26 protein-coding genes are annotated in these 22,969 nt (G+C 35.4%); 12 read left to right on the top strand and 14 right to left on the bottom strand.

Annotated elements, in window-relative coordinates; translation table 11 throughout:
- Positions 1 to 7: 7 nt before the first annotated feature.
- Positions 8 to 577 (bottom strand): TetR/AcrR family transcriptional regulator, encoded by a 570-nt coding sequence (locus tag JOD29_RS09850; protein WP_124764473.1) that lies wholly within the window; start codon positions 575 to 577, stop codon positions 8 to 10.
- A 397-nt stretch (positions 578 to 974) separates the two neighbouring features.
- On the opposite strand from JOD29_RS09850, the gene JOD29_RS09845 reads away from it, so the two are divergent.
- From JOD29_RS09845 to JOD29_RS09835, 3 genes are all read left to right on the top strand, one after another.
- Positions 975 to 1,463, top strand: coding sequence for an HPP family protein (locus JOD29_RS09845; RefSeq protein ID WP_124764471.1), 489 nt, complete (start codon positions 975 to 977; stop codon positions 1,461 to 1,463).
- Positions 1,464 to 1,708: 245 nt separating this feature from the next.
- A complete protein-coding gene (locus JOD29_RS09840; protein WP_124764469.1) occupies positions 1,709 to 2,461 on the top strand; it encodes an SDR family NAD(P)-dependent oxidoreductase in 753 nt (250 codons plus the stop codon).
- Positions 2,462 to 2,708: 247 nt separating this feature from the next.
- Positions 2,709 to 2,864, top strand: coding sequence for a DUF1540 domain-containing protein (locus JOD29_RS09835; RefSeq protein ID WP_124764467.1), 156 nt, complete (start codon positions 2,709 to 2,711; stop codon positions 2,862 to 2,864).
- Between the two features lie 148 nt (positions 2,865 to 3,012).
- Here JOD29_RS09835 and JOD29_RS09830 read toward each other — a convergent pair whose 3' ends face one another.
- Complete coding sequence (locus JOD29_RS09830; protein ID WP_124764465.1) at positions 3,013 to 3,261, bottom strand: hypothetical protein; 249 nt, start codon at positions 3,259 to 3,261, stop codon at positions 3,013 to 3,015.
- A 398-nt stretch (positions 3,262 to 3,659) separates the two neighbouring features.
- On the opposite strand from JOD29_RS09830, the gene JOD29_RS09825 reads away from it, so the two are divergent.
- Complete coding sequence (locus tag JOD29_RS09825) at positions 3,660 to 4,031, top strand: peptidylprolyl isomerase (RefSeq protein WP_124764463.1); 372 nt, start codon at positions 3,660 to 3,662, stop codon at positions 4,029 to 4,031.
- Between the two features lie 175 nt (positions 4,032 to 4,206).
- Here the strand turns inward: JOD29_RS09825 and JOD29_RS09820 are convergent, their stop codons facing one another.
- The 3 genes from JOD29_RS09820 to JOD29_RS09810 all read right to left on the bottom strand — a co-directional run bounded on the left by JOD29_RS09820 (position 4,207) and on the right by JOD29_RS09810 (position 7,309).
- The gene (locus tag JOD29_RS09820) at positions 4,207 to 5,070 is read right to left on the bottom strand and encodes an AraC family transcriptional regulator (RefSeq protein ID WP_124764461.1); all 864 of its coding nucleotides are present in this window, start codon (positions 5,068 to 5,070) and stop codon (positions 4,207 to 4,209) included.
- A 289-nt stretch (positions 5,071 to 5,359) separates the two neighbouring features.
- Complete coding sequence (locus JOD29_RS09815; protein ID WP_124764459.1) at positions 5,360 to 6,112, bottom strand: TerC family protein; 753 nt, start codon at positions 6,110 to 6,112, stop codon at positions 5,360 to 5,362.
- A 318-nt stretch (positions 6,113 to 6,430) separates the two neighbouring features.
- Positions 6,431 to 7,309, bottom strand: coding sequence for a DMT family transporter (locus JOD29_RS09810; RefSeq protein ID WP_124764457.1), 879 nt, complete (start codon positions 7,307 to 7,309; stop codon positions 6,431 to 6,433).
- 134 nt (positions 7,310 to 7,443) lie between these two features.
- On the opposite strand from JOD29_RS09810, the gene JOD29_RS09805 reads away from it, so the two are divergent.
- On the top strand, positions 7,444 to 8,358 hold the full coding sequence (locus JOD29_RS09805; protein WP_124764455.1) for a S66 peptidase family protein: 915 nt from the start codon (positions 7,444 to 7,446) through the stop codon (positions 8,356 to 8,358).
- A 242-nt stretch (positions 8,359 to 8,600) separates the two neighbouring features.
- Here JOD29_RS09805 and JOD29_RS09800 read toward each other — a convergent pair whose 3' ends face one another.
- On the bottom strand, positions 8,601 to 9,116 hold the full coding sequence (locus JOD29_RS09800) for a DIP1984 family protein (RefSeq protein WP_124764453.1): 516 nt from the start codon (positions 9,114 to 9,116) through the stop codon (positions 8,601 to 8,603).
- Position 9,117: 1 nt separating this feature from the next.
- Positions 9,118 to 9,819 carry a B3/B4 domain-containing protein gene (locus JOD29_RS09795; protein ID WP_124764451.1) on the bottom strand — a complete coding sequence of 234 codons (702 nt, stop codon included), beginning with the start codon at positions 9,817 to 9,819 and terminating at the stop codon, positions 9,118 to 9,120.
- A gap of 82 nt (positions 9,820 to 9,901) precedes the next feature.
- Here JOD29_RS09795 and queG point away from each other — a divergent pair, with 82 nt between their 5' ends.
- Together queG and trmL are read left to right on the top strand one after the other, a co-directional pair.
- Positions 9,902 to 11,035, top strand: coding sequence for a tRNA epoxyqueuosine(34) reductase QueG (gene queG / locus JOD29_RS09790; RefSeq protein ID WP_124764449.1), 1,134 nt, complete (start codon positions 9,902 to 9,904; stop codon positions 11,033 to 11,035).
- A gap of 449 nt (positions 11,036 to 11,484) precedes the next feature.
- Positions 11,485 to 11,958 carry a tRNA (uridine(34)/cytosine(34)/5-carboxymethylaminomethyluridine(34)-2'-O)-methyltransferase TrmL gene (gene trmL / locus JOD29_RS09785; RefSeq protein WP_124764447.1) on the top strand — a complete coding sequence of 158 codons (474 nt, stop codon included), beginning with the start codon at positions 11,485 to 11,487 and terminating at the stop codon, positions 11,956 to 11,958.
- 186 nt (positions 11,959 to 12,144) lie between these two features.
- Here trmL and JOD29_RS09780 read toward each other — a convergent pair whose 3' ends face one another.
- The gene (locus JOD29_RS09780; RefSeq protein ID WP_124764445.1) at positions 12,145 to 13,032 is read right to left on the bottom strand and encodes a VOC family protein; all 888 of its coding nucleotides are present in this window, start codon (positions 13,030 to 13,032) and stop codon (positions 12,145 to 12,147) included.
- Between the two features lie 400 nt (positions 13,033 to 13,432).
- Between JOD29_RS09780 and JOD29_RS09775 the strand changes: the two genes are divergently transcribed.
- Entirely contained in the window at positions 13,433 to 13,630 is a 198-nt protein-coding gene (locus JOD29_RS09775) for a hypothetical protein (RefSeq protein WP_124764443.1), read from the top strand.
- Between the two features lie 46 nt (positions 13,631 to 13,676).
- Here the strand turns inward: JOD29_RS09775 and JOD29_RS09770 are convergent, their stop codons facing one another.
- Positions 13,677 to 15,290: a long-chain fatty acid--CoA ligase gene (locus JOD29_RS09770; protein WP_124764585.1), complete on the bottom strand. Its 1,614-nt coding sequence runs from the start codon at positions 15,288 to 15,290 to the stop codon at positions 13,677 to 13,679.
- A 247-nt stretch (positions 15,291 to 15,537) separates the two neighbouring features.
- On the opposite strand from JOD29_RS09770, the gene JOD29_RS09765 reads away from it, so the two are divergent.
- Both JOD29_RS09765 and JOD29_RS09760 read left to right on the top strand, forming a co-directional pair.
- Positions 15,538 to 16,368, top strand: a complete 831-nt coding sequence (locus JOD29_RS09765) for an aldo/keto reductase (protein ID WP_124764441.1) — start codon at positions 15,538 to 15,540, stop codon at positions 16,366 to 16,368.
- Positions 16,369 to 16,394: 26 nt separating this feature from the next.
- Complete coding sequence (locus JOD29_RS09760; protein WP_124764439.1) at positions 16,395 to 17,216, top strand: aldo/keto reductase; 822 nt, start codon at positions 16,395 to 16,397, stop codon at positions 17,214 to 17,216.
- A gap of 56 nt (positions 17,217 to 17,272) precedes the next feature.
- Here JOD29_RS09760 and JOD29_RS09755 read toward each other — a convergent pair whose 3' ends face one another.
- The 4 genes from JOD29_RS09755 to JOD29_RS09740 form a co-directional block, all read right to left on the bottom strand.
- Positions 17,273 to 18,109, bottom strand: coding sequence for an RluA family pseudouridine synthase (locus tag JOD29_RS09755; protein ID WP_124764437.1), 837 nt, complete (start codon positions 18,107 to 18,109; stop codon positions 17,273 to 17,275).
- Positions 18,110 to 18,169: 60 nt separating this feature from the next.
- Positions 18,170 to 18,640 (bottom strand): thioredoxin family protein, encoded by a 471-nt coding sequence (locus tag JOD29_RS09750; RefSeq protein WP_124764435.1) that lies wholly within the window; start codon positions 18,638 to 18,640, stop codon positions 18,170 to 18,172.
- A gap of 1 nt (position 18,641) precedes the next feature.
- Positions 18,642 to 19,067 (bottom strand): disulfide formation protein C, encoded by a 426-nt coding sequence (locus JOD29_RS09745; RefSeq protein WP_124764433.1) that lies wholly within the window; start codon positions 19,065 to 19,067, stop codon positions 18,642 to 18,644.
- Positions 19,068 to 19,227: 160 nt separating this feature from the next.
- Positions 19,228 to 19,848 (bottom strand): GntR family transcriptional regulator, encoded by a 621-nt coding sequence (locus JOD29_RS09740; protein ID WP_158610554.1) that lies wholly within the window; start codon positions 19,846 to 19,848, stop codon positions 19,228 to 19,230.
- A gap of 197 nt (positions 19,849 to 20,045) precedes the next feature.
- On the opposite strand from JOD29_RS09740, the gene JOD29_RS09735 reads away from it, so the two are divergent.
- Positions 20,046 to 21,161 (top strand): GAF domain-containing sensor histidine kinase, encoded by a 1,116-nt coding sequence (locus JOD29_RS09735; RefSeq protein WP_124764429.1) that lies wholly within the window; start codon positions 20,046 to 20,048, stop codon positions 21,159 to 21,161.
- A gap of 11 nt (positions 21,162 to 21,172) precedes the next feature.
- The gene (locus JOD29_RS09730; RefSeq protein ID WP_124764427.1) at positions 21,173 to 21,823 is read left to right on the top strand and encodes a response regulator transcription factor; all 651 of its coding nucleotides are present in this window, start codon (positions 21,173 to 21,175) and stop codon (positions 21,821 to 21,823) included.
- Positions 21,824 to 22,000: 177 nt separating this feature from the next.
- Here the strand turns inward: JOD29_RS09730 and JOD29_RS09725 are convergent, their stop codons facing one another.
- Positions 22,001 to 22,900 (bottom strand): cation diffusion facilitator family transporter, encoded by a 900-nt coding sequence (locus tag JOD29_RS09725; protein ID WP_124764425.1) that lies wholly within the window; start codon positions 22,898 to 22,900, stop codon positions 22,001 to 22,003.
- Positions 22,901 to 22,969: the final 69 nt, after the last annotated feature.

Here is a 22,969-nt window from a genome sequence, read left to right as displayed (position 1 = left end):
ACGCAACTTATTTCGATAAACCACTTATAATTGTCTGTTGGATTACTTCTGCAATTTCTTGTTGTGTTAAAGGTTCAGAATAAGTTGTTTGCCAATCTACAACCAATGCTAAATACGATTTTAAAAATACGAAGGCAACAACCTCTACGTTACATGGACGAATTTCTCCTCGCTCAACAGCTAAGCCTAATTTTTCGGATATATACATAACAATTTCTCGATTAATTGACGAAATCATCTCGATTACTTCTGGTGTTTGTAGCTGCCGTTCCTCTTCTAATAATTTTGCAAATAATAAATGTTGCTCACGATAGTTTAATAGTCGAACAATGGATTGATGAACATTTTCCATAAAACTAATAGAAGGATCAAAGTTGTTTTCAGTTTCTTTTTTCATGTCATCAATCATTAATAGAACGGCTTCTTTTAACAGTTGCTCCTTATTATCATAAAAATTATAAACTGTACCTTTTCCGACTTTTGCAAGTTTTGCTACTTGTTCAATTGTAGTTGCCTTGTAGCCAAACATCGAAAAAGACCTAGTAGCTGCTTCTAAAATATCATTTTTTTTATTCATTTTTTCACCTCGACTGACTATAAATCGAATTCGGTCACTGGTCCAATAATAGCATATCATTTGTAAAAAAAAAACTATAATCTATAAAAAATGAATAAATGTACGGTTAGAAGGTCACATTAGATGTTTATGAAAAAGTTTTACTATATACGAAAAGAAAACGCATTTCGCCTTAGCTTATGGAGCAATAGAATCACATGTACACGATAAAGTGATTATAAAAACTACGGTTCATAAAAAAATATCTAGCATAATTGAAATGAAGTTTTGTATAATTAATTGATTATTCAAATAATATCGAAAATAAACTAGAAAGGATGTGTCTACTATTTTAACCAAAGTTTTAAAAACGATTCCAAAAGAAAAAAGCCCCTTCATTTTAGTATTTCTTTCTAAAATGAAGGGGCAAGCAGAAAATCCACTACAGGTAAACATGAAGGATGTGATAGCAGCATTTATTGGTGGGTTTATTACACTCCTTATACTGATCAGCTTAACTACAAATACGTCAACAAACTGGCTAATTGCGCCGTTTGGGGCAAGCTGTACATTAGCTTTTGGAGTCTGGAATTCACCGTTGTCCCAACCAAGAAATATAATTGGAGGGCATGTGATTTCTTCGCTAGTTGGCCTAATTATGTATCATTTATTTGGAAATGAGCCGTGGACAATCGCATTAGCAGTAGGCTTAGCGGTTGCAGCAATGATGCTTACTAAAACAACGCATCCACCTGCAGGAGGAAATCCGATTATTGTCATATTAGGAGCTCATAGCTGGAGCTTTTTATTTATGCCTATATTACTAGGAACAGTACTAATTGTATTAATGGCACTTATCGTTAATAATTTACAAAGCGATCGAGTATATCCAATATTTTGGAAATAAGTATAAGTATTCGGAAATTAATACATAACTTTTAAGGAGATGATTAAAAAACTTTAGTCATCTTCTTTATTATTTTTAGGCCTATATGTTGGGTGTCTGCCTATTTTAGTTTCACGATGATCTATTTAATCCTTTGAAAGCATGATTGTTGAGAATCTAATTTTTTAAAAAAATTCTTCAACAAAAGGGTTTGGACTTAAATGGTAGAAAACTTATTACAATCAAACTTTTCAGGAGGAAGGCCTATGCAAAGCTTGTTAGGCAAAGTGATTCTTATTACTGGAGCAAGTTCAGGGATTGGGCTTGCTACAGCCAATTTAGTGGCATCTAGAGGAGCGAAAGTTATTATTAATTTTCATTCCAATGAAAAAGGAGCAATGGAGGCTGTCAAACTTATTCGAGAAAAAGGCGGAGAAGTGATAGCGATTCAAGCTGATGTTACGAAAAAAGAGGAAGTGAAATCAATGGTCGATCAAGCTATTTCCTCATTTAATACGATTGATGTTCTCGTTAATAATGCTGGAGGTGGAATCCGTCAAAGCAGCTTTATGGATATGAGTGAAGAACTGTGGGAGGAAACGTTTCGATTAAATGTAAATAGTGTTCTTTTATGTTCTCAAGCCGTATTAAAACATATGATTCCTAAGAAAAATGGCAAAATCATCAATGTATCTTCCGCAGCAGCTCGAATTGGAGGTGCGGGAGAAAGTATTCACTATGCATCTACTAAAGGAGCAGTAAATACATTGACCATTGGTATGTCCAGAGAGTTAATTGAATATGGAATTATTGTGAATGGAGTGGCACCAGGAATGGTAGAAACGCCATTCCATGAGAAATTTGCTCCAAACGATAATCGTCTTGAGCGCATGGTTTCATCGGTACCTATTAAACGGGCAGCATCACCAATGGAAATAGCAGAGGTAATTGCTTTCCTTTCTTCCGATGCTTCAAATTACATATTAGGGGAGATTATTAATGTAAGTGGTGGAAGGTAACGAAAATAAGGGGGTAGCCAAGATCTCCTTCTTTCACTAACGCTTGGCTTTTTATTGCTATCAATGATTTTGAAATACGTAATTCTAAATGAATAGGTGGTAAATGTTTAGTAAGTTTTTTTGAAACACTTCGTAAAAAGACTCCATCAACTAATTTGGGATGTTAAATTATATTTTGATCTTTAGGTAAAAAAAGTATCAACCTCCTCAAAATTGTCAATGATAACAATAAAGGAGGTGTGATACTATGGCTCAAGATGTTCTTTGTGAAGTAAATAACTGTACGTATTGGGGTTCTGGAAACAAATGTAATGCAGATACTATTTATGTAGTAAGTAATAAAGGTGAACAAGCATCTAATAGTGAAGAAACAGATTGTAAAACGTTTAAACCAGAGCATTAATTTTTCTCTAGGTAACCAAATTTGGTTACCTTTTATTATTTATAGTATTGATAATAACTATCATTTTCATTCAAATTTATCGAATATTTTTTATCTCTATAAAAAACGGGGTTATATATTAGTTGGTTAGCCAGGATATTCTAAAATGTTAGAGGTGAAATTTGATTTTTTTGGGGTTTCTAATTAACTGACGATGGGCATTTTCGACTTTTTCTTCAATATAGTCCAGCGAATAATAACCTGATGGATCTGCAAATTCACCAATTGCACGGGAGAGATTATCAATTATAATCCTTGATTCCTCAGATTGTCTTTGTTCTTCACTTAAATTAATTTCATCCATGATTTCATGAGCGAGATGTTGAATCCGTCGTAAACGCACTTCTTTTGTCTGCACGATATATATTTCCTCCTCTTTTTATGCACATTCTAAATTACAAAATCAATATATGGTTAACACATGAGATTCATGAGCAATTAATTTTTGATTTTAGTACACTTTTTAGAAAAGCTACATTTCAATGGACGCAGATCAAAAAAGTTAAAAATTTCTCATTCGTTAAGATAGGGTACTTACAGGCAAGTAAGCATATTCTTTAAAAAGGGCATAGAAATGATTTTGATTAAAATTTCATAAATAAAAAGTAAAATATCAATATATAGTTCCAAAACAGAGAGTCAAAAATTTCGATCACCTAAATTTAGTAAAGTACATAAAGCATCTTAAAGTGGAAGGGAACAAAATTGGATATAGGTAATAAAAATAGGAAAACTGTTAGAAGGGGGAGATATATATTGAAGAAAATACTTTTATTAGTGTTTTTGTTAATCTCGATTTTAGCGGCTTGTAATTCTTCAACATTGAGTTTTAAGGAAATTGAAAAGATACCTAAAAATGTGCAACAAGCAGTTGATCCCAATTTAAAACTTCAATCAATTACTGATGGAGGAAAAGGATATTATATTGTGTTTTATTCACGTGGCGATGTTGAAACTGATATAGAAACAAAAGGGGATACTTTAATAATAAAGTTTAATGTAACTAATCAAGTAAATGACGTTGAAAAGCAAAACACATTCTACTTAACAACAGATACGAAACACCATGCAATAGACGTTCAAGTGAATGGTGAATCAATCCCTTTTGATAACATAACAGTTCAATAATTAGCTGACGTTTATGTATTAAGTTGAAGCCAAAACTATCGGAGGCATTATACATAATAGAATGCCTTATATCAATTTTAAAAAGACCAGTAAGGTTTTTCCTAACTGGTCTATTAATGTAAATGAAAAGTTTAACAGAATAACATTTCTATGAATCATTGGAATTTATCGCTAACTATTTTTTTTCTTTTACTGGAATCCAAATTTCGCTATATACATTTTCTGAGGGACCATTATGATTTGTAAAGGAAATTCCAGGTAGATCTATTAATTCATAATTTGAAGAAGGCAACCATTCAGAATAAATTTTTGCAGTTGTTTCTTGAAGTGTAGTAGGAAATGGCCCTTGGTTAGGGAAGATAGCCCATAGACTTTCTTCAATAGTAATTTGCTTTAAATCATCGAATGGATTTTCTTTAGATGTTGCAAAACCAATCATATGAGTTAAATAGCCTTTTTCCTCCAAGAAACCTTCATCAAAATCAAAGGATACATTCAAAACCTGATGAGGATATAGATCGGCTAATTGATGCATACCATTTCTTTGTTGTTCGGTAATTGACTGGGCAAGTTCTAAAATTTCATGATTTACACCTTCAAATTGAATTGGTACTCTTTTCGATACCCCGACTATATTAAACTTTTCTTTTCTTTCAATTTTAAATTCCATGGATTTTCCTCCTCGTATATCTATAAAGAATGTAAACTTGGGAAATGACTTTTGAATTTTGTTCTTCGCTACTTCTGAAGGTAAAAAACCACACCATTCACGAAATGCCCTCGAAAATCCTTCTATTGATTGATATCCATATTTATAGGCAATATCTGTCACTTTTGCCCCGTTAATTAATTCAACATTTGCAACGGATAATCTTCTGTTTTTGATATACTCATTCAGTGACATTCCAGCCATATACGAAAACATTCTTTTGAAATGATAATCAGATAGTCCTACAATTTTTGATATATCTTTTCCGGAGATTTCTTCCGTCAGATGTGTTTCAATGTAGTCCATTAGATTATTGAATTCTTGTAACATTCATGTCCCTCCTTTACAAATACATATTATCGGTAAAATTTATTTTGCACTCGATATTTTATATACGGAATATATCGGAATTTAAAGACCATTATCTATCCTTCATCTTGCAGTGATCCTAATGTTTTCGCGGATCTTTAACATAATAGTTGAAAATACAGAACAAGAACAGTCTTAATAAATTGAGTCATTTTGTAGAAATTATTAGTACAATAAAAAACACATACAAATGTCCTTGTAGTGAACATTTGTATGTGTTAGTTAAATAAGTTAGTTAAAGTTGGCTAACTTATGATTGGCTTGATTCTTCTGTTGTTTTCTTCTTACCTGATGCAAACCAGCCACCTACAGCAATACCAATCATAACAACCCAGAAGATTGTATTCCAGATTGGACCTTCTACGAAACTATGAGGAATGATTTGCAGTGCTTCATGAGCAAGTGTATGCATAACGAGTTTTACCCCTACCCAACCTACAATTAACATAGCAGCTGATTCTAGACTTGGACGTTCAGTTAATAGTTTGATGAATAATTGTGAAGCGAAGCGGATGACAATTAATCCAGCAAGTGCGCCTAATACAATGATAATAAATTGTGCAGTATCCATTCCACCAATATGACCGAAGCTTGTAGCCGGTAAAGCAATAACTAGTGCCACAGCAGCTAAAATTGAGTCAATCGCAAAGGCAATATCCGCAAATGCGATTTGAAGAACAGCGCCTTTGAAACTCTTTTGTTTAACTTCAACTTCTCCATCATCTTTCTTGAGGAAGTGTTTGATTGCAATAAATAATAGATAAGCGGCACCAAGCGCTTGTACTTCCCAAACATTAAATAGGAAAGAAATTAGGAAGATCGCACCGATTCGGAAAACAAAGGCAAGTGCTAAACCGATATCTAGTGCCTTTTTTTGTTGTTGTTCTGGTAAACCTTTAGCTAATACTGCTAGTACTAAGGCGTTATCTGCTGATAATAAACCTTCGAGTACGATTAGTACTAATAAAATTGAACCATACTGTAAAAATAATGATAAATCCATTTTAAACCTCCTATAAAATTATTAAATCTCAGAAAAAGTAAAGACCTTTGAATTATGAACCAAAAAAAACAGTTCATAATTCAAAGGTCTTGTTAACAACACGAAGTCGCCAATAAAACCGATGGGCTTACCCATGAAATGACGGCTTTATTGTTAAAACTACTCCCCTTTGATTCAACTAACTTATATTAAATTATACTAATTTCTGAGGAAAATACAATCTTTTTTGAATAATTTAATGATTTTACATAAATAATGGAAAATGAAGTAGCAATATATCGAAAATATGCTTTGTAGACAATCCTGATTAGCATACACTTATTTTCGATTCGTTAGGATCACCCCACAAATAACAGCAAGGCCACCAATGATTTGCGCTAATTGTAGACTTTCACCAATGAATAAAGTAGCAAAGATTGTTGCAAATACAGGGATGAAATTTAAATAAATACTCGCGCGGTTTGCCCCCAGTTGTACAACCCCTTTATTCCAGCTTAAGAAAGCAATAATAGAAGCTAAGATTCCTACGTATAAAATTGCTCCAATAGTTTTACCAGACCAGACGATTGGTCCTGATAATGTGGACCATTCATAGAAAGTGAAGGGTAATAACATAATGGCTCCGATTGCAATAGTTACTAAAAAGGTAGAGTACCCCGGTAGTCGATCACTATATTGCTTGACTAGTAGTGAATAAATACTCCAACAAAATACGGCTAATAGAACAATCAAGTCTCCTTTATTAAAGTGAAAGTGTTGAATACTTTCTAATGAACCACCAGAAAGAATAAATATTACCCCAATTAAAGATATGGCGGTGCCTATAATTTGATATTTTGTTAGACGTTCTTTTAAAAAGATAAATGATAGGATGTAGATAAAGATTGGTGTTGTTGAATTCATTAATGAGGCATTAATGGAAGTGGTAGAATATACACCTATATAGACTAGGGTGTTAAATGCAGCAACCCCAGTTAACGCAAGAACCAAAACAATCGGCCAATGTGCTTTAATCTGTTGCCAATCTCGTTTTAATTGCTTATAACAAATTGGAAGAAACACAAAAAAGGCAAGACACCATCTCAAGAATGCTAGGGTAAAGGGGGGGATTTCCCCTGTCACCGCGCGTCCAATAACAAAATTTCCTCCCCAGAGTAAGGTCGCGATGATTAGTAAGACAAATGGTGGAAATTTCATAAAACAGGACTCCTTAAATTCAAAATAATAAAACAATTATAGCTACAAAACTTTAAAATCTTCAACCATATTTTGAAAGTATAATAATTCGATATGATACAATCATCATTAATACTGAATGGAGGAATACCAAAATGAAAATTCGTCCTAACCGTTTACGAGTAGGGGATACAGTAGGGGTTGTTACGTTAAGTAGCCCTTTAGCAATGGAAAAGTTACCTGGAAAATTAGCACTACTAAAGGAATTAGGTTTAAACTATAAAGTTGGTCAATCTGTGGGGTTAACAGGAAACTATTTAGCAGGTACAGATGAAGAACGCTTAAACGATTTACATAGCATGGTACGTGACCCAGAGGTAAAAGCAATCTTTTGTCTTCGTGGAGGTTATGGGGCTGCTCGAATCGCCGATAAAATCGATTATCAGTCTTTTGAAGAGAACCCAAAAGTCTTTTGGGGCTTTTCAGATGTAACTTATCTTCATAATGCTATTTCAGAATATGGAAATATTGTTACTTTCCATGGACCAATGTTATCTTCCGTTACGAAAGAAGAACTATCAGATTTATCGAAGAAGATGTTTCAACAATTGTTTACACCATTAGAAATTCAATATGATGAAAACATTTCACCCCTTCAAACAATCGTTCCAGGTTCAGTTCGTGGGGAAGTAACAGGCGGGAACTTACAACGTCTAGTTAGCACTCTAGGTACAAAATTTGAGCTTAATGCAAAAGGGAAAATTTTATTGTTCGAAGATGTAGGCGAGTCATTAGAAAATATTGATGGCATGTTAAATCAACTGCGCCTTGCTCGTAAGTTAGATGATGCTGCTGGATTTGTCATTGGCAACTTTGCAAATCTAGAAGATGGTACAAGCAATGAAGATGTGTTGAGACTATTTGATGAATATTTAAAACCACTTAGAAAACCAGCAGTGGCAGGCTTTATGATTGGGCATTGTGAACCTAATATTTCAATTCCATTAGGGGTTGAAGCAATCTTAGACGCAGATCAAAAAGGGCTTCGTTTGTTACCGGGCGTTCAATAAATAAAAAAGGGCAAACTCAGGGTCGCCCCTTGAGTTGCCCTTTTTACATAACGGTCGTCTGTTCAAAAAAACTATTGATCCATTTTGTATGCTTTTACTACGGTTGGTAATTAGTGAAAGGTAACAAGGTAACTGGTCAATGGTGATTGGTTTACCATTATAGGTATATAAAAAGACAATCATGACAGACCGTTACGCCTCGGTTTGGATTCTCACCGCCCCGAGGAAAAAATATTTTACTTCTAGAAATATCTCGAATCATCAAATTCAACTTGGACTTGATAATTTTTCGCGTTAATTAAATTGGATAACCGGTGAGCTTCTTTTTCTAGTTCGTTCGCTCGATGTCGATACTCAGCAGGGTCGTACATGGCCATTTTATAAAAAATTACACTATCGCCAGTGCTATGATAAAGTGTTTCTTTTTCAGCCATTCCAAGATCTTTACAAAGACTTGCCTCTGCACGAAGTTGACTTGCTAATTCAATTGCTTCAACTATTGCAAGCTCTTCATCTTTAAATGTGAGTGTATAATCTATATTAGCACGATAGATTAGTTTGTCCAAAGTTCTAGAATCCTTTCTCACTTGCGCAAGTTCAGCTTCGACTTCAGTTAACTTTCTTCCAGACGGCTTAGGATCTTTCCCTTTTTCAACAACTGCATTTGACACTAAGTGAATTTCTTTTATTAACTCTGAAATTTTCTTTGTTAATATACTTTTTAGTTTTACAGCTTCTGCAAGTGGAATTGTTTTCATCTTATTCGCCCCTTTGAACTGAAATCATTGGATTGTTTACAGAGAGTAATGCTGTTTCATAGTCACCGCCACTGACTTGACTAAACATTTTTCCTGCAGATACTAGTAGTTTTTGGCACTCATCTTCATCTAAAGAAGGATGTAAATAAAAAATTTGTAAAGCTTTCGTTGTCAGTTCTGTTACTGCGGTGCGTTTAGAATCAACAAAGGGACTACCAAATGGACCTAAATCATCTACACTACATAAAATGTTTTTTAATGAGTTGAATCGCCCATTCAATCCTTCATAACCTGTTTCTTCCTCACCTAAAGTTAGCACAACATCCCCTTGAATCTGGTTGACGTCGTAAACCCCAATTGGAATCTCGTATTGTAAGGAAAAGAAATTATTTAGATCGACTGCTGTATGGAAAGGGTCTAAGTAATTTTGTTTAGCAATACGACGCATGAGGCTTTCGGCAGAGTGACGATAACGATTTGGATCGGCTCCAAAGGATTTCCACACTTTCCGCCATTCCGCAATACCCGGTCTTTCTGTTACTGGTTTTTCCTGAAGTTCAAAAAACAAATTTTCCTGATAAAGGCGAGTTCTTCCTTTTAACATTTGAGGAGATTCTGATACGACAATTTTGGTATAATGGATCATGCCGATTTTTAGTTGGCTATTAATATTAAAGAGTGAATCATTGATGGAAAGTTTCAATTCGATCACCTACTAGTTTTTAAATTAATCTATTATCATTGAAATATCTATATATTACCAAAATAAGGAGCGGAATGCGAAGGTGAACGTCCAACAATTACAAACCGACTTAATTGAATACGCAAGATCGATTGGGGTCGATAAAATTGGTTTTACAACCGCATCACCGTTCAATGAATTAAAAAACCGATTAAAGCGACAACAAGAGTTAGGCTACCAATCAGGATTTGAAGAATCAGATATAGAGAAGCGAACGGAACCACTTCGTCTTTTAGATTCAGCGCAAAGCATCATTGCTATAGCCCTTGCGTATCCATCGAAAATGGAGAATGCGCCGACAGGAAAAAAAGGGGAAAGGCGTGGAATCTTTGCTCGCGCTTCATGGGGAATCGATTATCATGTTGCGGTTCGTGAACGGCTACAGTTAATTGAAGAATGGTTAGAACAAAGAGTTCCTGGTGTTAAACTGAAATCAATGGTTGATACAGGTGAACTTGTGGACCGAGCAGTTGCAGAACGTGCGGGAATCGGTTGGAGTGGAAAGAATTGTTCAATTATTACACCTGAATTCGGATCTTATGTCTATTTAGGTGAGTTGATTACAAATATACCGTTTGAACCAGATGAGCCAATCGAAAATGAATGTGGCGACTGTACACTTTGCTTAGATGTTTGCCCAACAGGTGCATTAGTTCAGCCAGGGCAACTAAATGCCCAACACTGCGTTGCCTTTTTAACGCAAACAAAAGATTTTATGCCAGATGAATTTCGTGGGGAAATCGGTAACCGTATTTACGGGTGTGATACATGCCAAACCGTGTGTCCTAAAAATAAAAGAAAGTTTAACTGGATTCACGATGAATTCAAACCTGATCCAGAATTAGCAAAACCTTTATTGAAGCCATTATTAAACATTTCAAATAAAGAGTTTAAATCAAAATTTGGTCCAATGTCTGGATCTTGGAGAGGGAAGAAACCCATTCAGCGTAATGCCATTATTGCGTTGGCCCACTTTAAGGAACAAGATGCAGTACCAGATTTAGTCGAGTTAATGAAAAAAGATGAGCGCCCTGTCATCCGAGGAACTGCTGCCTGGGCAGTAGGGAAAATCGGCGGACCCTTAGCTGAACAAGCATTACGCACGGCTCTTGAAAAAGAAAAGGACGTAGAGGTACTAAAGGAGATTGAAAAAGGGCTTTTGTTGATTAAGTCTTGAACAGATGAAATGAGGAGCTGAGCGGAAATTAGCTCGTGAGCGGACGAAATATGTGGCTGAAAGGACGGAACGGGCAGCTAAGCGGACGAAATCAACTCGTGAACGGACGAAACAAGTGACTATGCGGACGAAAAGCTGTTGAACTGATCAAAAAAAGTCTTAATCAAGCCGATGAAGACCAAAATCAGGAACCGGAATCAGAGAAAAGGTCTTCATCAAGCCGATGAAGACCAAAACTGGAATACCGAACCGTAGCAAAGGTTTTCATCAAGTCGATGAAGACCATAATTAGGAGTCTGAACACTATAAGGGATTTCATCAAGCTAAGCTGCACTTATAAATCCTAATTAGACTCTTTAAGTTTTCTAAGTGGTCAGTTAGTTTTATGTTTGTCAGTTAGTTGAAGAATTATAAAAAATGCAAAAATGAATTAAGGGAAGTGTCTAGTTTTGCCATTGCATATTGTTTTATACCAACCAGAAATTCCTGCGAATACAGGGAATATTGCACGAACTTGTGCTGGAACAAATACCGCATTACATTTAATCCGTCCTCTGGGATTTTCTACGGATGATAAAATGCTGAAACGCGCGGGATTAGATTATTGGAATGACGTAAATATTTTCTATCACGATAGTTTAGAGGATTTTCTCGACTATGCTAAAGATGGCGATCTCTATTTAATCGAAACATATAGTGATGAACCTTATACAACACATGATTTTAGTGATCAAGAAAAAGATATTTACTTTATGTTTGGGAAGGAAACGACAGGTTTACCTAAAGACTTTGCTTATGAGCGTCGTGACAAATGTTTACGTATTCCACAAAGCGATAAAGTGCGTTCATTGAATTTATCAAATACCGCGGCGATTGTGATTTATGAAGCATTGAGACAACAAAATTACCCAGGTTTGAAATAAATAAAAGCATCTTTGCTCAAAAATTTGAGTAAAGATGCTTTTATGATTTTGCTAACTATATGAAGTGATCCTCCTTATTTGTGAAAGAATCGGCCCAGCTTGTGACAAAATCACACCAATTTGTGAAAGTATCGCCCCAACTTGTGACAATATCTCCCCAAACATCAAATCGCAAGCTAAAGAATCTTATTCACCATCAAAAGTAAAGACGATTCGAATACCTGAAGGGTCAACAGTAGAGAATGCTTGATTGCCTCCGTGAGTTGGAGCGCCATTGAAAGGTTCTACTTTTGCCCCCATATCAGCTAAGTTAGCTTTAATTTTTTCAGCTTGTTGTTCGTTATCTAAAACGACCGTAAATGATTTTAAGCCAACACCGTTTTCAGGAACTGGAGTACCACCTGCGCTATTCCAAGTGTTTAAACCGATGTGGTGATGGTATTTACCTGTTGAAATGAATAATGCTTGGCCGCCATATCGAGTAACCACCTCATAACCTAAAGCTTGAGTATAGAATTTTTCAGTTTCTGCTAAATCTGCAACAGATAAGTGGATATGTCCCATTACAGTACCATTTGGTAGACCATTCCATGTACCATCTGCTTCTGCAAGAACAGATTGTACATTTACTTGTTCAGTTGTCATATGAACCATACCATTATCGAACCAAATCCAGTTTTCTTCAGGGCGGTCAATATATACTTCAATTCCGTTACCATCTGGATCGTTTAAATAGAAAGCTTCACTAACGTGGTGATCACCAGCTCCAACGCGAACATTTTTATCAATTAAATGTTCAATAAAGTTTCCTAAATCTTTTCGTTCCGGCAGTAAAATGGCAAAGTGGTAAAGTCCAGTTTGACCACCGCGTAATGGTTGTGCATTTGGAACTTCCTCTATAGAAAGAATACTTGTTGAACCGTCAAAAGTTAGGTAAGCTGTTTTATCCGTTTGTTCAAGTACTTCAAAGCCAATAATTGTTTTGTAATATTCAATTGAACGTTCTAAATTTGAAACTTTTATTTGAACATGAGAAACATACATATTTGGTTTTTTATGAAAATGAGTAGTCATTGTATTTATTCCTCCACGAAGTTATTTTTTACAATATACTTACTTTATGTAACTTAGTCTATTTTGTATAACGGCATATGTCAAGCAGTATATTTTTCCCGGAAAGTTTTATTACATACAAAAAGGCAGCCATAAACGGCTGCCTTTTTGTTCGTAATGCTTTAGCGAGATTATTTTTCTGTATAGTCGCCTTCATAACCAGCTGTGAAAATAGCAACTAGGAATGAAATACAAACCATAAGAATTAAGATTAAGCTCATGGAAGAGTCCTCCTCATGTTATAAAAAATCTCTCATCTTAGTATAGCTCAACTATTTCCAGTTTACTACATTAAAATATCCTAAGTGACGGTTCAAATCTCATTACTCGGAGATAATATATTTAGGAGGTTGATGAAACTATGGGTAATGATAAACAACAAGAACCAAGTGGATATATGACCAATAATATGGGAGATTTAATTTTTCTAGGGAAGCAAATGGAACGCATGCGTGATGGGTCAGAACTTGAAGAGGATATGCGCTTCCCAGACCCAATTCAATTCGATGAAGCGGACAATGATAATGAAGAGAAATATAATTATCGTAATCGAAATTAAGAAAACGCCGTATTCAATTAATGTTCTTTTGAATACGGCGTTTCTATTAGGAATTGACTTGATAATTTTTTAAATCTTCACGCAGACGGGCTTTTAGGAATTTACCAACTGAAGTTTTTGGGATCTCTTTTAAAAACACCACATCATCTGGTAACCACCATTTAGCAAATTGATTTTCTAAATAGCTTATTAACTCTTCTTTTGTGACTTTTAAACCTTCTTTTAAAACAACACATGCCAATGGACGTTCTTGCCATTTTTCATGAGGGATGGCGATAACTGCCGCTTCAAATACAGCTTCATGTGTCATTAGGGCATTTTCTAAATCGACTGATGAAATCCATTCACCACCACTTTTGATTAAATCCTTTGTACGGTCTGTAATTTTAATATAGCCTTCTGGTGTTACAACTGCGATATCACCTGTATAAAGCCAGCCATCTTTAAATGCCTCAGCTGTTCGTTCATCATTATAATATTCGTTAGCAATCCAAGGTCCGCGAATGCGAAGTTCCCCCATAGTTGCACCATCCCAAGGTACTTCTCCTTGTTCATTCACTACTTCCGTTTCTAATAGTGGGACAGTTAACCCTTGTGTTGCACGAATGTTAATTTTCTCTTCAGCGGTCCAATCTTCCATAGCTGTTGTGTAGTTTGAAAGGCTGACAATAGGACTTGTCTCAGTCATGCCATAGCCAACAATAAAGGGAATGTTATATTTTTCTTCAAATGTTTTAATCAACCCTTTTGGTGAAGCAGATCCTCCACAAACAATGGATCGCAGTGATGATAGGTCACGGGGATTCTTTTCTTGTTCTTGAACAACTCCTAACCAAATTGTCGGTACTCCAGCAGTAGTCGTTACTTTCTCTTGCTCAATCAAATCTAACAGAAGAGCTGGGGTAAACATTGGACCTGGTAATACTTGAGTTGTTCCAAAGTTTACTGCTGCAAAAGGCATTCCCCATGCATTGACATGGAACATAGGGACTACCGGCATGATCACATCTTTTTCACACAGACCAAGTGTATCCGATAAGCCAAGGGTAAGGCTATGCAAGACTAAGCTTCGATGTGTATAGGTGACACCTTTTGGCATTCCAGTAGTTGCACTTGTATAACACATACCTGCGGGACTATTTTCATCTAAGTCTTCCGGAAATTCGTATTCATCGGATGCTTCTGAAAGTAGTTGTTCATAAGAGTAAACATTAGGGAAACTTGATGATGGAACAGTGAAGTCGTCTTGCATCACAATGATATGTTTTACCGTTTTTAAATAAGGAATAGCCTTTTCAAATAAAGGGAATAGGTCTCCATCAATTAGTAAAATTTCATCTTCTGCATGGTTAATAACATAGATAATATGTTCAGGAGATAATCGGATGTTAATCATATGAAGGATTGCACCCGCACAAGGCACAGCAAAATACGCTTCTAAATGTCGGTGGTGATTCCAAGCGAAAGAACCAACTTTTGTACCACGTGTCATGCCAAGTTTTGTTAGAGCATCGGCAAGCTTTCGAGTTCTTTTTACATAATCTTTATATGGAATTCTATGCGTTTTTTGTGCACTTGTTCTTGAAATTATTAGCTTCTCAGGATAATATCTTTCAGCACGTTTTAAAAAACTTGTTAATAATAGAGGGGTTTCCATCATCATATAGACCATCTCCTAATCTTTAAGAATTCTTAACTAACATGGTTGTGAAATCACAAAGACTTAAAGCAATATATTTGTAGAACATGGCTTTTATAACGAGAATCATTAGAATCTATTTAAAAGTAATTTTTGCAGGCTGAAATCTAGCTAATAGTTAATAAATTATTCAAATCCCGAGTAATTTCATTACAATTATATGAAAGCGAAATGTATAATAAAGGTATTTGATAGAGGAGGGAATTCTATGACAATCATTCCAACTAAAAAATTGGCTAATGGAGTTGAGATGCCTTATTTAGGTTTAGGCGTTTTTAAAATGACTGACCGTGAAGAATCCATTCAAGCGATGAAAAAAGCACTTGAAGTTGGATATAGAGCTATTGATACTGCTGCTTTATATGGAAATGAAGAGGAAGTCGGAATTGCTATACGTGAATCAGGTGTTCCAAGAGAAGAGATTTTTGTTACGACAAAAGTATGGAATAAAGACCAAGGCTACGATTTAACTTTAAGAGCTTTTGAAACTTCTTTAAAAAAATTAGGTTTGGAGTATCTCGATTTATATTTAACACACTGGCCTGTTGAAGATAAATTAGTGGATACGTATCGCGCAATTGAACGTCTATATGAAGAGAAGCTAATTCGAGTACCTGGCGTTTCAAATCACCATCAACATCACTTGGAAAAAATCTTTGCGAAAGCAAACGTTAAACCAATGGTAGATCAAATTGAATTACATCCTTACTTATCACAACAAGAGTTACGCAGTTTCTGTACTGAAAACGATATAGCCGTAACTGCATGGTCCCCTCTAGGTAGAGGTGGAGTGTTACAAGATGAGACAATTGTAAACATTGCAAATGCGATTGGCAAAACAGCAGCACAGGTTGTGTTACGTTGGCATTACCAACATGACATCATTTCTATTCCTAAATCTGTAACACCAAATCGCATCGAGGAAAACATGCAAATTTTTGATTTTGAACTTTCCGACGAACAGATTACACAATTAAATAACTTAAACAAAAATCAACGTTTCGGTCAAAATCCGGACAATTTCCATTTTGATTTTTAAATAAATAGGGTAAAGGGGAGATTTGAATGACAATTTCTAAAACAATCACTTTAGCAAATGGAGTAGAAATGCCTCGTCTAGGTTACGGCGTTTTTCGAATGAAAGAACACGATGTAGCATACCAAGGGGTAATTGAAGCATTAAATGCAGGATATCGTGCAATTGATACAGCAGCAATTTACGAAAATGAAGAAGCAGTTGGAAAAGCTATTAAAGATTCGGGAGTTCCTCGTGAAGAGCTTTTCATTACAACAAAAGTTTGGAATGCCGATCAAGGCTTTGATAACACATTGCGTGCCTTTGAGACATCATTAAAGAAATTAGGACTAGATTATGTTGATTTATATTTAACACATTGGCCAAAGCCAACGTTAGCTGACACATATAAAGCAATTGAACGTCTATATGAAGAGAAATTAATTCGTGTACCAGGTGTTTCAAATCACCACGAGCATCATTTAAAAGAAGTATTTGAAGTGGCAAATGTGAAACCAATGGTAAATCAAATCGAATGTCATCCTTCATTATCGCAAAATGCGTTACGTGAGTTCTGCTCAGCTAATAATATTGCAGTAACAGCTTGGGCTCCACTTGGCACAGGTATTGTCTTTACACATCCTGTGATTAAAAAATTAGTAGAGAAATATAATAAAAGCGCAGCACAAATCGTTTTAAGATGGCACTTAGACATTGGTAATATTGCAATTCCTAAATCTGTCACACCAGAACGTATTAAAGAAAACTTGAATGTCTTTGATTTTGCATTAACGAATGAAGAAGTTGCAACTATTACAGCTTTAAATACATTCCACCGCACAGGTTCAGATCCAGATAACTTCAACTTTTAATAAAATAGACTCAGGAGGTTTTAACTCAACCACCTGAGTCTTTTCTATTGGTTTTTTTATTGATCCTCTACAATAATTCTTTCATTTAGAAACGGATGGTCGAATTCGAGTTGAATTGCATGTAATTCGTAATCGCCAGATGCCGTTTCACGTGCATTATACATCGTGTCTCCTACGATGGGATGACCAATATAAGACATATGAACACGGATTTGATGTGTACGACCTGTTTCAAGAATTAGGCGTACTACACAAGTATTTTTAAATCGTTTTACTACTTCAAAATGAGTGACAGCATGTTGGCCTGATGCTGAAACAACTCGACGTGTTGCGTGGTGTCGGTCTTTTCCAATGGGTTCTTTAATCGTTCCACTTGTTTCTCGAATATTTCCTTGCACTTCCGCTTGATACGTTCGAATTATTGTTTTCTCTTCAATCATTCGATCAAATATCGATTTTGCAATTGGATGCTTTGCTACAAGTAGTAATCCTTTTGTACCGCGATCTAAACGGTGAACATGCTCTGCGTAATGCCCACCATTGGATTGGATATGTGCCATTACGTGGTTCATGCAAGTATCGCGATCCCACTCATCATTAGGGTGAGTTGACATCCCTTTAGGTTTGGAAACAATTAAACAATGATCATCTTCATATTGAATCGTTACTTCACATTTTTCAGTGGGAATATAGCTAGACTCGGGAATATCAAATCTAAATTGAAGAATTGTTCCTTTTTCAAGCCTGTCCTTCCATAAAACTGGTGTACCATCCTTTAAAGTGACAGCCTTTGCCATCCTTAACTCATGAACTAGCTTCTTTCCTAAACGCCAATTATTGCGTAGTAAATCTTCAACGGTTAATCCGTTTTGTATAATTTCGTATTGAAACATGTTAGATCGATCCTCCATAAAAAAATCGTGCTCCTTAAGAACACGATTTACTTATTACAATTATTTTAAAACAACTTCATTGAAAAACTGACGGATTGTTTCTTCTGGTGCATCGCCCACTAAACGATTCACTTCTTTGCCGTCTTTAAAGTGGATTAAAGTAGGTGTTGCTTCTACATTGTAGTCATCCCAGCCAGCTTGATATTCTAGAATGTTTAACTGGTCAATTTCTACACCCATTTCGTCTGCAATCGGCATTAATTTCGGCGTCATATTTTTACAGTGAGGGCATTCAGGACTAAATAAATAAGCCGTTACCGGTTCTCCCGAAGCAATCTTTTCTTCTAGTGCATCCGGTAATATTATATTTTGGTAATTTTCATCATCTAATAAATCAATAGTAGATTGACGTAAATTATTCGTTCCGTATGGATTATTTTCTAATTTATCTTTGTTTGAAAGATTTGTTAATAAAATAATTACTATAAATAAAACAATGACAACTCCACCAATAATTCCAAGTTTTTTCAAATTACTTTTCCTCCTTTATTTGTTTAATCATATAAAAACTCGTAATAGCAATTAAAATGAATGCAGTTAATGCTAAAAATGGAATAGTAATAAAGCCAAACCAGTTAATATATTGACCTGTACATGGTACTCGTCCGCAAGCAGGTGCTGACTCAGATAAGAAGTCAAGTTTTTGAATACCATAATGATATAGGGAAATAGCTCCACCAATACACGAGAATACTGCTGTTGTCACGGCGATTCTTACATTTTTTTGTATGTATGCTACGGTAGTTAAAAGCAAAATCGGATACATTAAAATACGTTGATACCAACACAATTCGCAAGGTTCATATTGGCGTATTTCAGAAAAGTAGAGGGAACCTAGTGTTGCTACTAGTGATGTGAGCCATATAAATAGTAAACTATTCTCAAGTTTTTTATTCATTTTTTATCTCCTAAAAAGATTTTCTCTCGTTGTTTTGATTATAGATGGTTCATAAATAGAAGTAAATGAAATTGATTTGGTCCACAGCACGAATAAAAGAATAAAAGACTACTATATAAAGCGTTTTCATTTTCGCCCTTAAGGTAGTCTTTCACATGTTTTATTCAATTAACTGTAGCATGAAGCTTAAATCATTATTTAAGTGCTTTTTCATTAGTTCAGCAGCTAAGCTTTCATCTCTGTCTTTTATAGCATGATATAACTGTCTATGTTCCTCATATAATAAAGGTCGTTTATTTTGTACTAACTTTTGGCTAGCTATATGTATAGTAGAATCCATTTGTTCGGAAGTACGAATCAACACTGGGTTATTACACTCAGATAAAATAATATTGTGGAAGCGTTTGTTCGCGGCAACTATGTGAGCCGTTTCTCCTTTTTGGGAATCGTCTAGCGCTAGTTTGAGTTCTTCTAACTTTTCTACTGACATGTTTTTGGCTGCTTGTTGAATAGCGTAACATTCTATCAATGATCTAAATTCAAATGCATGAATTAAATCTTCTTTTGTTGGTTTGTATACGCGTTTATTTCTGATTAGTCCTTCTTGTTCCAAATGTCGTATAGCTTCACGAATTGGTGTGCGACTAACACCAATATCTTCTGCAAGTCTTTCTTCCACTAGTTTCGTGCCGCCATCTAGTTCGCCACCTAATATTTGATTTCGAATCGTTTCATAAGCAAGTCGGTAAGCGCTGGAGCTTGATGTAAACACAGTCTGCATTGTTTCTTCCCCCCTAGTAACATATAACATGTAAGTATTATACAACATATATAAATCTATTAAAATTACAATTTTATTCCAATAACTGTTAGTAAAAGTAAATTTCAATCTAAAGTATGAGAACCGAACAAATGCGTTTGGCTAGGCACAAATGATATGATAAAAACAATATTAAATTTTTGAATAGAGGAATCGGAATGGCAATGAACGATCATTCGAATATAACAATTTTAAAAGAAATTGCAGAACTTCTTAATGAAGAAACGGAAATGGTTCCGATGTTAAAGGGTGCATTATGTAAATTTTTAAATGGAACGAATTTTAGTACAGGTTGGATTTTTTTTATTAATAAGAAAGGGAAGTCTGAGCTAGTAGTTCATGAAAAATTACCAGATGCACTTGAATTTAATGGTTGTCAGTACTTGAAAAATGGAGGATGTTGGTGTGTTTCTCGCTTTCGAAATGATCAGTTAAAAAAAGCGTCCAATATTATTGAATGTCAACGATTGGAGAGTGCAATTGAGGCAAATGTAGGGGATACGGATGGAATCACGCACCACGCCACTGTTCCTTTACAATCTGGGGGAGAACGATTCGGTCTATTAAATGTTGCTTCACCACATATTGAAAGTTTCTCTGATGAAGAGTTAGAACTTCTTGAATCTGTCGCTTTTCAGATGGGTTCTGCAATCAAACGAATCCATTTAACAAAACAAGAACAGGAAATGGCTTTATTAAATGAACGTAATCGTCTGGCTCGGGACCTTCATGATTCCGTTAATCAATTATTATTTTCTGTTACGTTAACTGCACGAGCAGGGATTGAAATGAGTGAAGGGCAAGAAATTAAGGAAACGTTTAAAGAAATACAACAACTTACCCAAGAAGCATTAACAGAAATGAGAGCTCTTATTTGGCAATTAAGGCCTAAGGGATTAGAAAGTGGAATTATAGATGCCATTAAAGCTTATTCTGAAATGTTGGGCATTAAGTTAACGGTTAATGTTTCTGGCGTTTTACAATTTCCATCTCGAGTGGAGGAAACTTTATATCGGATTGCCCAAGAAGCGCTAAATAATGTAAGAAAACATGCAGGTGTACAAGAAGCAGTTATTTATATGACGGTTACATCAACAGATATTTTACTTGTTATTAAAGATGAGGGCAGAGGCTTTGCTATTGACCCTGATGTTACGATTCCATCAATTGGCTTACAATCAATTCGTGATCGCGCGGTTGCGATTGGTGGTACAGCAGATTGGGTAAGTGAAATAGGAAAGGGTACGGAATTATTAATCCGTTTGCCATATTAGGGGGGATGAAGATGATTCGAGTATTAATTGCGGATGATCACCATGTTGTGAGAAGAGGGCTGCTGTTCTTTTTGAAAACACAAAAAGATATCGAGGTAGTAGGAGAAGCAAAAAATGGCGTTGAAGCCGTTTTGCTTGTTGAAAATTTGCAACCTGATATTGTCTTAATGGATCTTGTAATGCCTGAAATGGATGGTATTCAAGCGACCAAAAAAATAAAGGCAAAATGGCCAAATGTAGCGGTTTTAATGTTAACTAGTTTTTCAGATAAAGACCACGTATTACCTGCAATTGAAGCGGGGGCAGCAGGCTATCAATTAAAAGATATTGAACCAGATGATTTAGTAAATTCAATAAGAAGAATTATGAATGGGGAAAATATTATGCACCCGGTCGCAACATCTCAATTAGAAGAACGAAAAAAAGAAGAGAAGAACTTACCACACATAAAAAGTCCGTTAACACCAAGAGAACAGGATGTATTAGCAGAGTTAACAAAAGGAAAAAGTAACCGAGAAATTGCTTCATCTTTATTTGTAACTGAAAAAACAGTTAAAACACATATCTCAAATATTTTTACAAAACTTGAAGTACAAGATCGCACTCAAGCGGCATTATATGCTGTTAAACATAATTTAACAGAAGGAAGCGGAATAAATTGAAACTACCATTAATATGGGGAGGTCATCTTTCGCTAATTGATCAAGGAATACAAGCTAAATATTCAACAATAATGTTTGAACATAATTAAAGGCATCTGGAGCTTCAACTCTTCAGATGCCTTTTTTGCTTGTTGAGTTAGCGGTATTTTTTACAAAGGACGTTCTCCACATTACTTGTTAAAAATGAAAGTCTTCTTCCATTGGCTTTCTAGTTTCGTACGGTTCGATATGTACAAGGACCATACAATATGGATTAAACCGTCTAACTGTAGATTCTATTTTTTCAGTGATCTTGTGACTTTCCCAAACATTTAAGTGTGGGTTTACTGTGACAGTTACATCAATAAAGCTCATATTTCCATGAGATCGTCCTTTAAAATCAATTAATTCAATAACCCCTTCTACTTTTTTTATGAGTACTGACAACGTCTCAGCTTCATCAATATCAAATGCGTCCGTTAGCGTTTGAACAGACTCCCAAAAGATTTCAATCGCAGTTTTAATAATAATTAACCCGACAATGAGCGCTGTGATCGTATCGATAACTGGGAAGCCTAAGATTGCTCCAAAGATCCCAATGGCAGTTCCAATACTTACAAGGGCGTCTGAACGATTATCATATGCGGCGGCTTTTACAGCAGAACTGTTAATCTTTTTAGCTAAAGCTAAATTATATCGGTACACCAAATACATAATTAGTGCACTTCCTAAAGCAACATACGCAGTCAGTGTTGAAGGAGTTTCTCGGACTGGGTTCCATAAATTAATAACAGAACTAAAGAGAACTTGAATACCAACCACCATCATAATAAAAGATGCAACAACGGAAGCGATGGTTTCAGCTCGTAAATGGCCATATTGATGGTTTGAATCAGGTGGTCGTTGTGAAATCCTTAAACCGATAAGCACAGCAATCGATGCAATAATGTCTGTTGTATTGTTTAATCCATCAGCTTTTAAAGCTTCTGATGCCCCAATATATCCAATGATTAGTTTCAGTGAACTCAAAATTAAATATGTACCAATTGAAAGCCATGCACCTTTTTCCCCGGCTCGTAAATTTGTATACAGTTCCACTTTGTTTCCTCCAAGCAAAAGTCCTGAACATGATAAAACGACCTTCCAATTGGAAAGTCGTTTGTCATT

This window comes from Lysinibacillus composti (assembly GCF_016908465.1).
GTDB lineage: Bacteria > Bacillota > Bacilli > Bacillales_A > Planococcaceae > Ureibacillus > Ureibacillus composti_A.
This window is presented reverse-complemented; position numbering and strand designations above follow the sequence as displayed.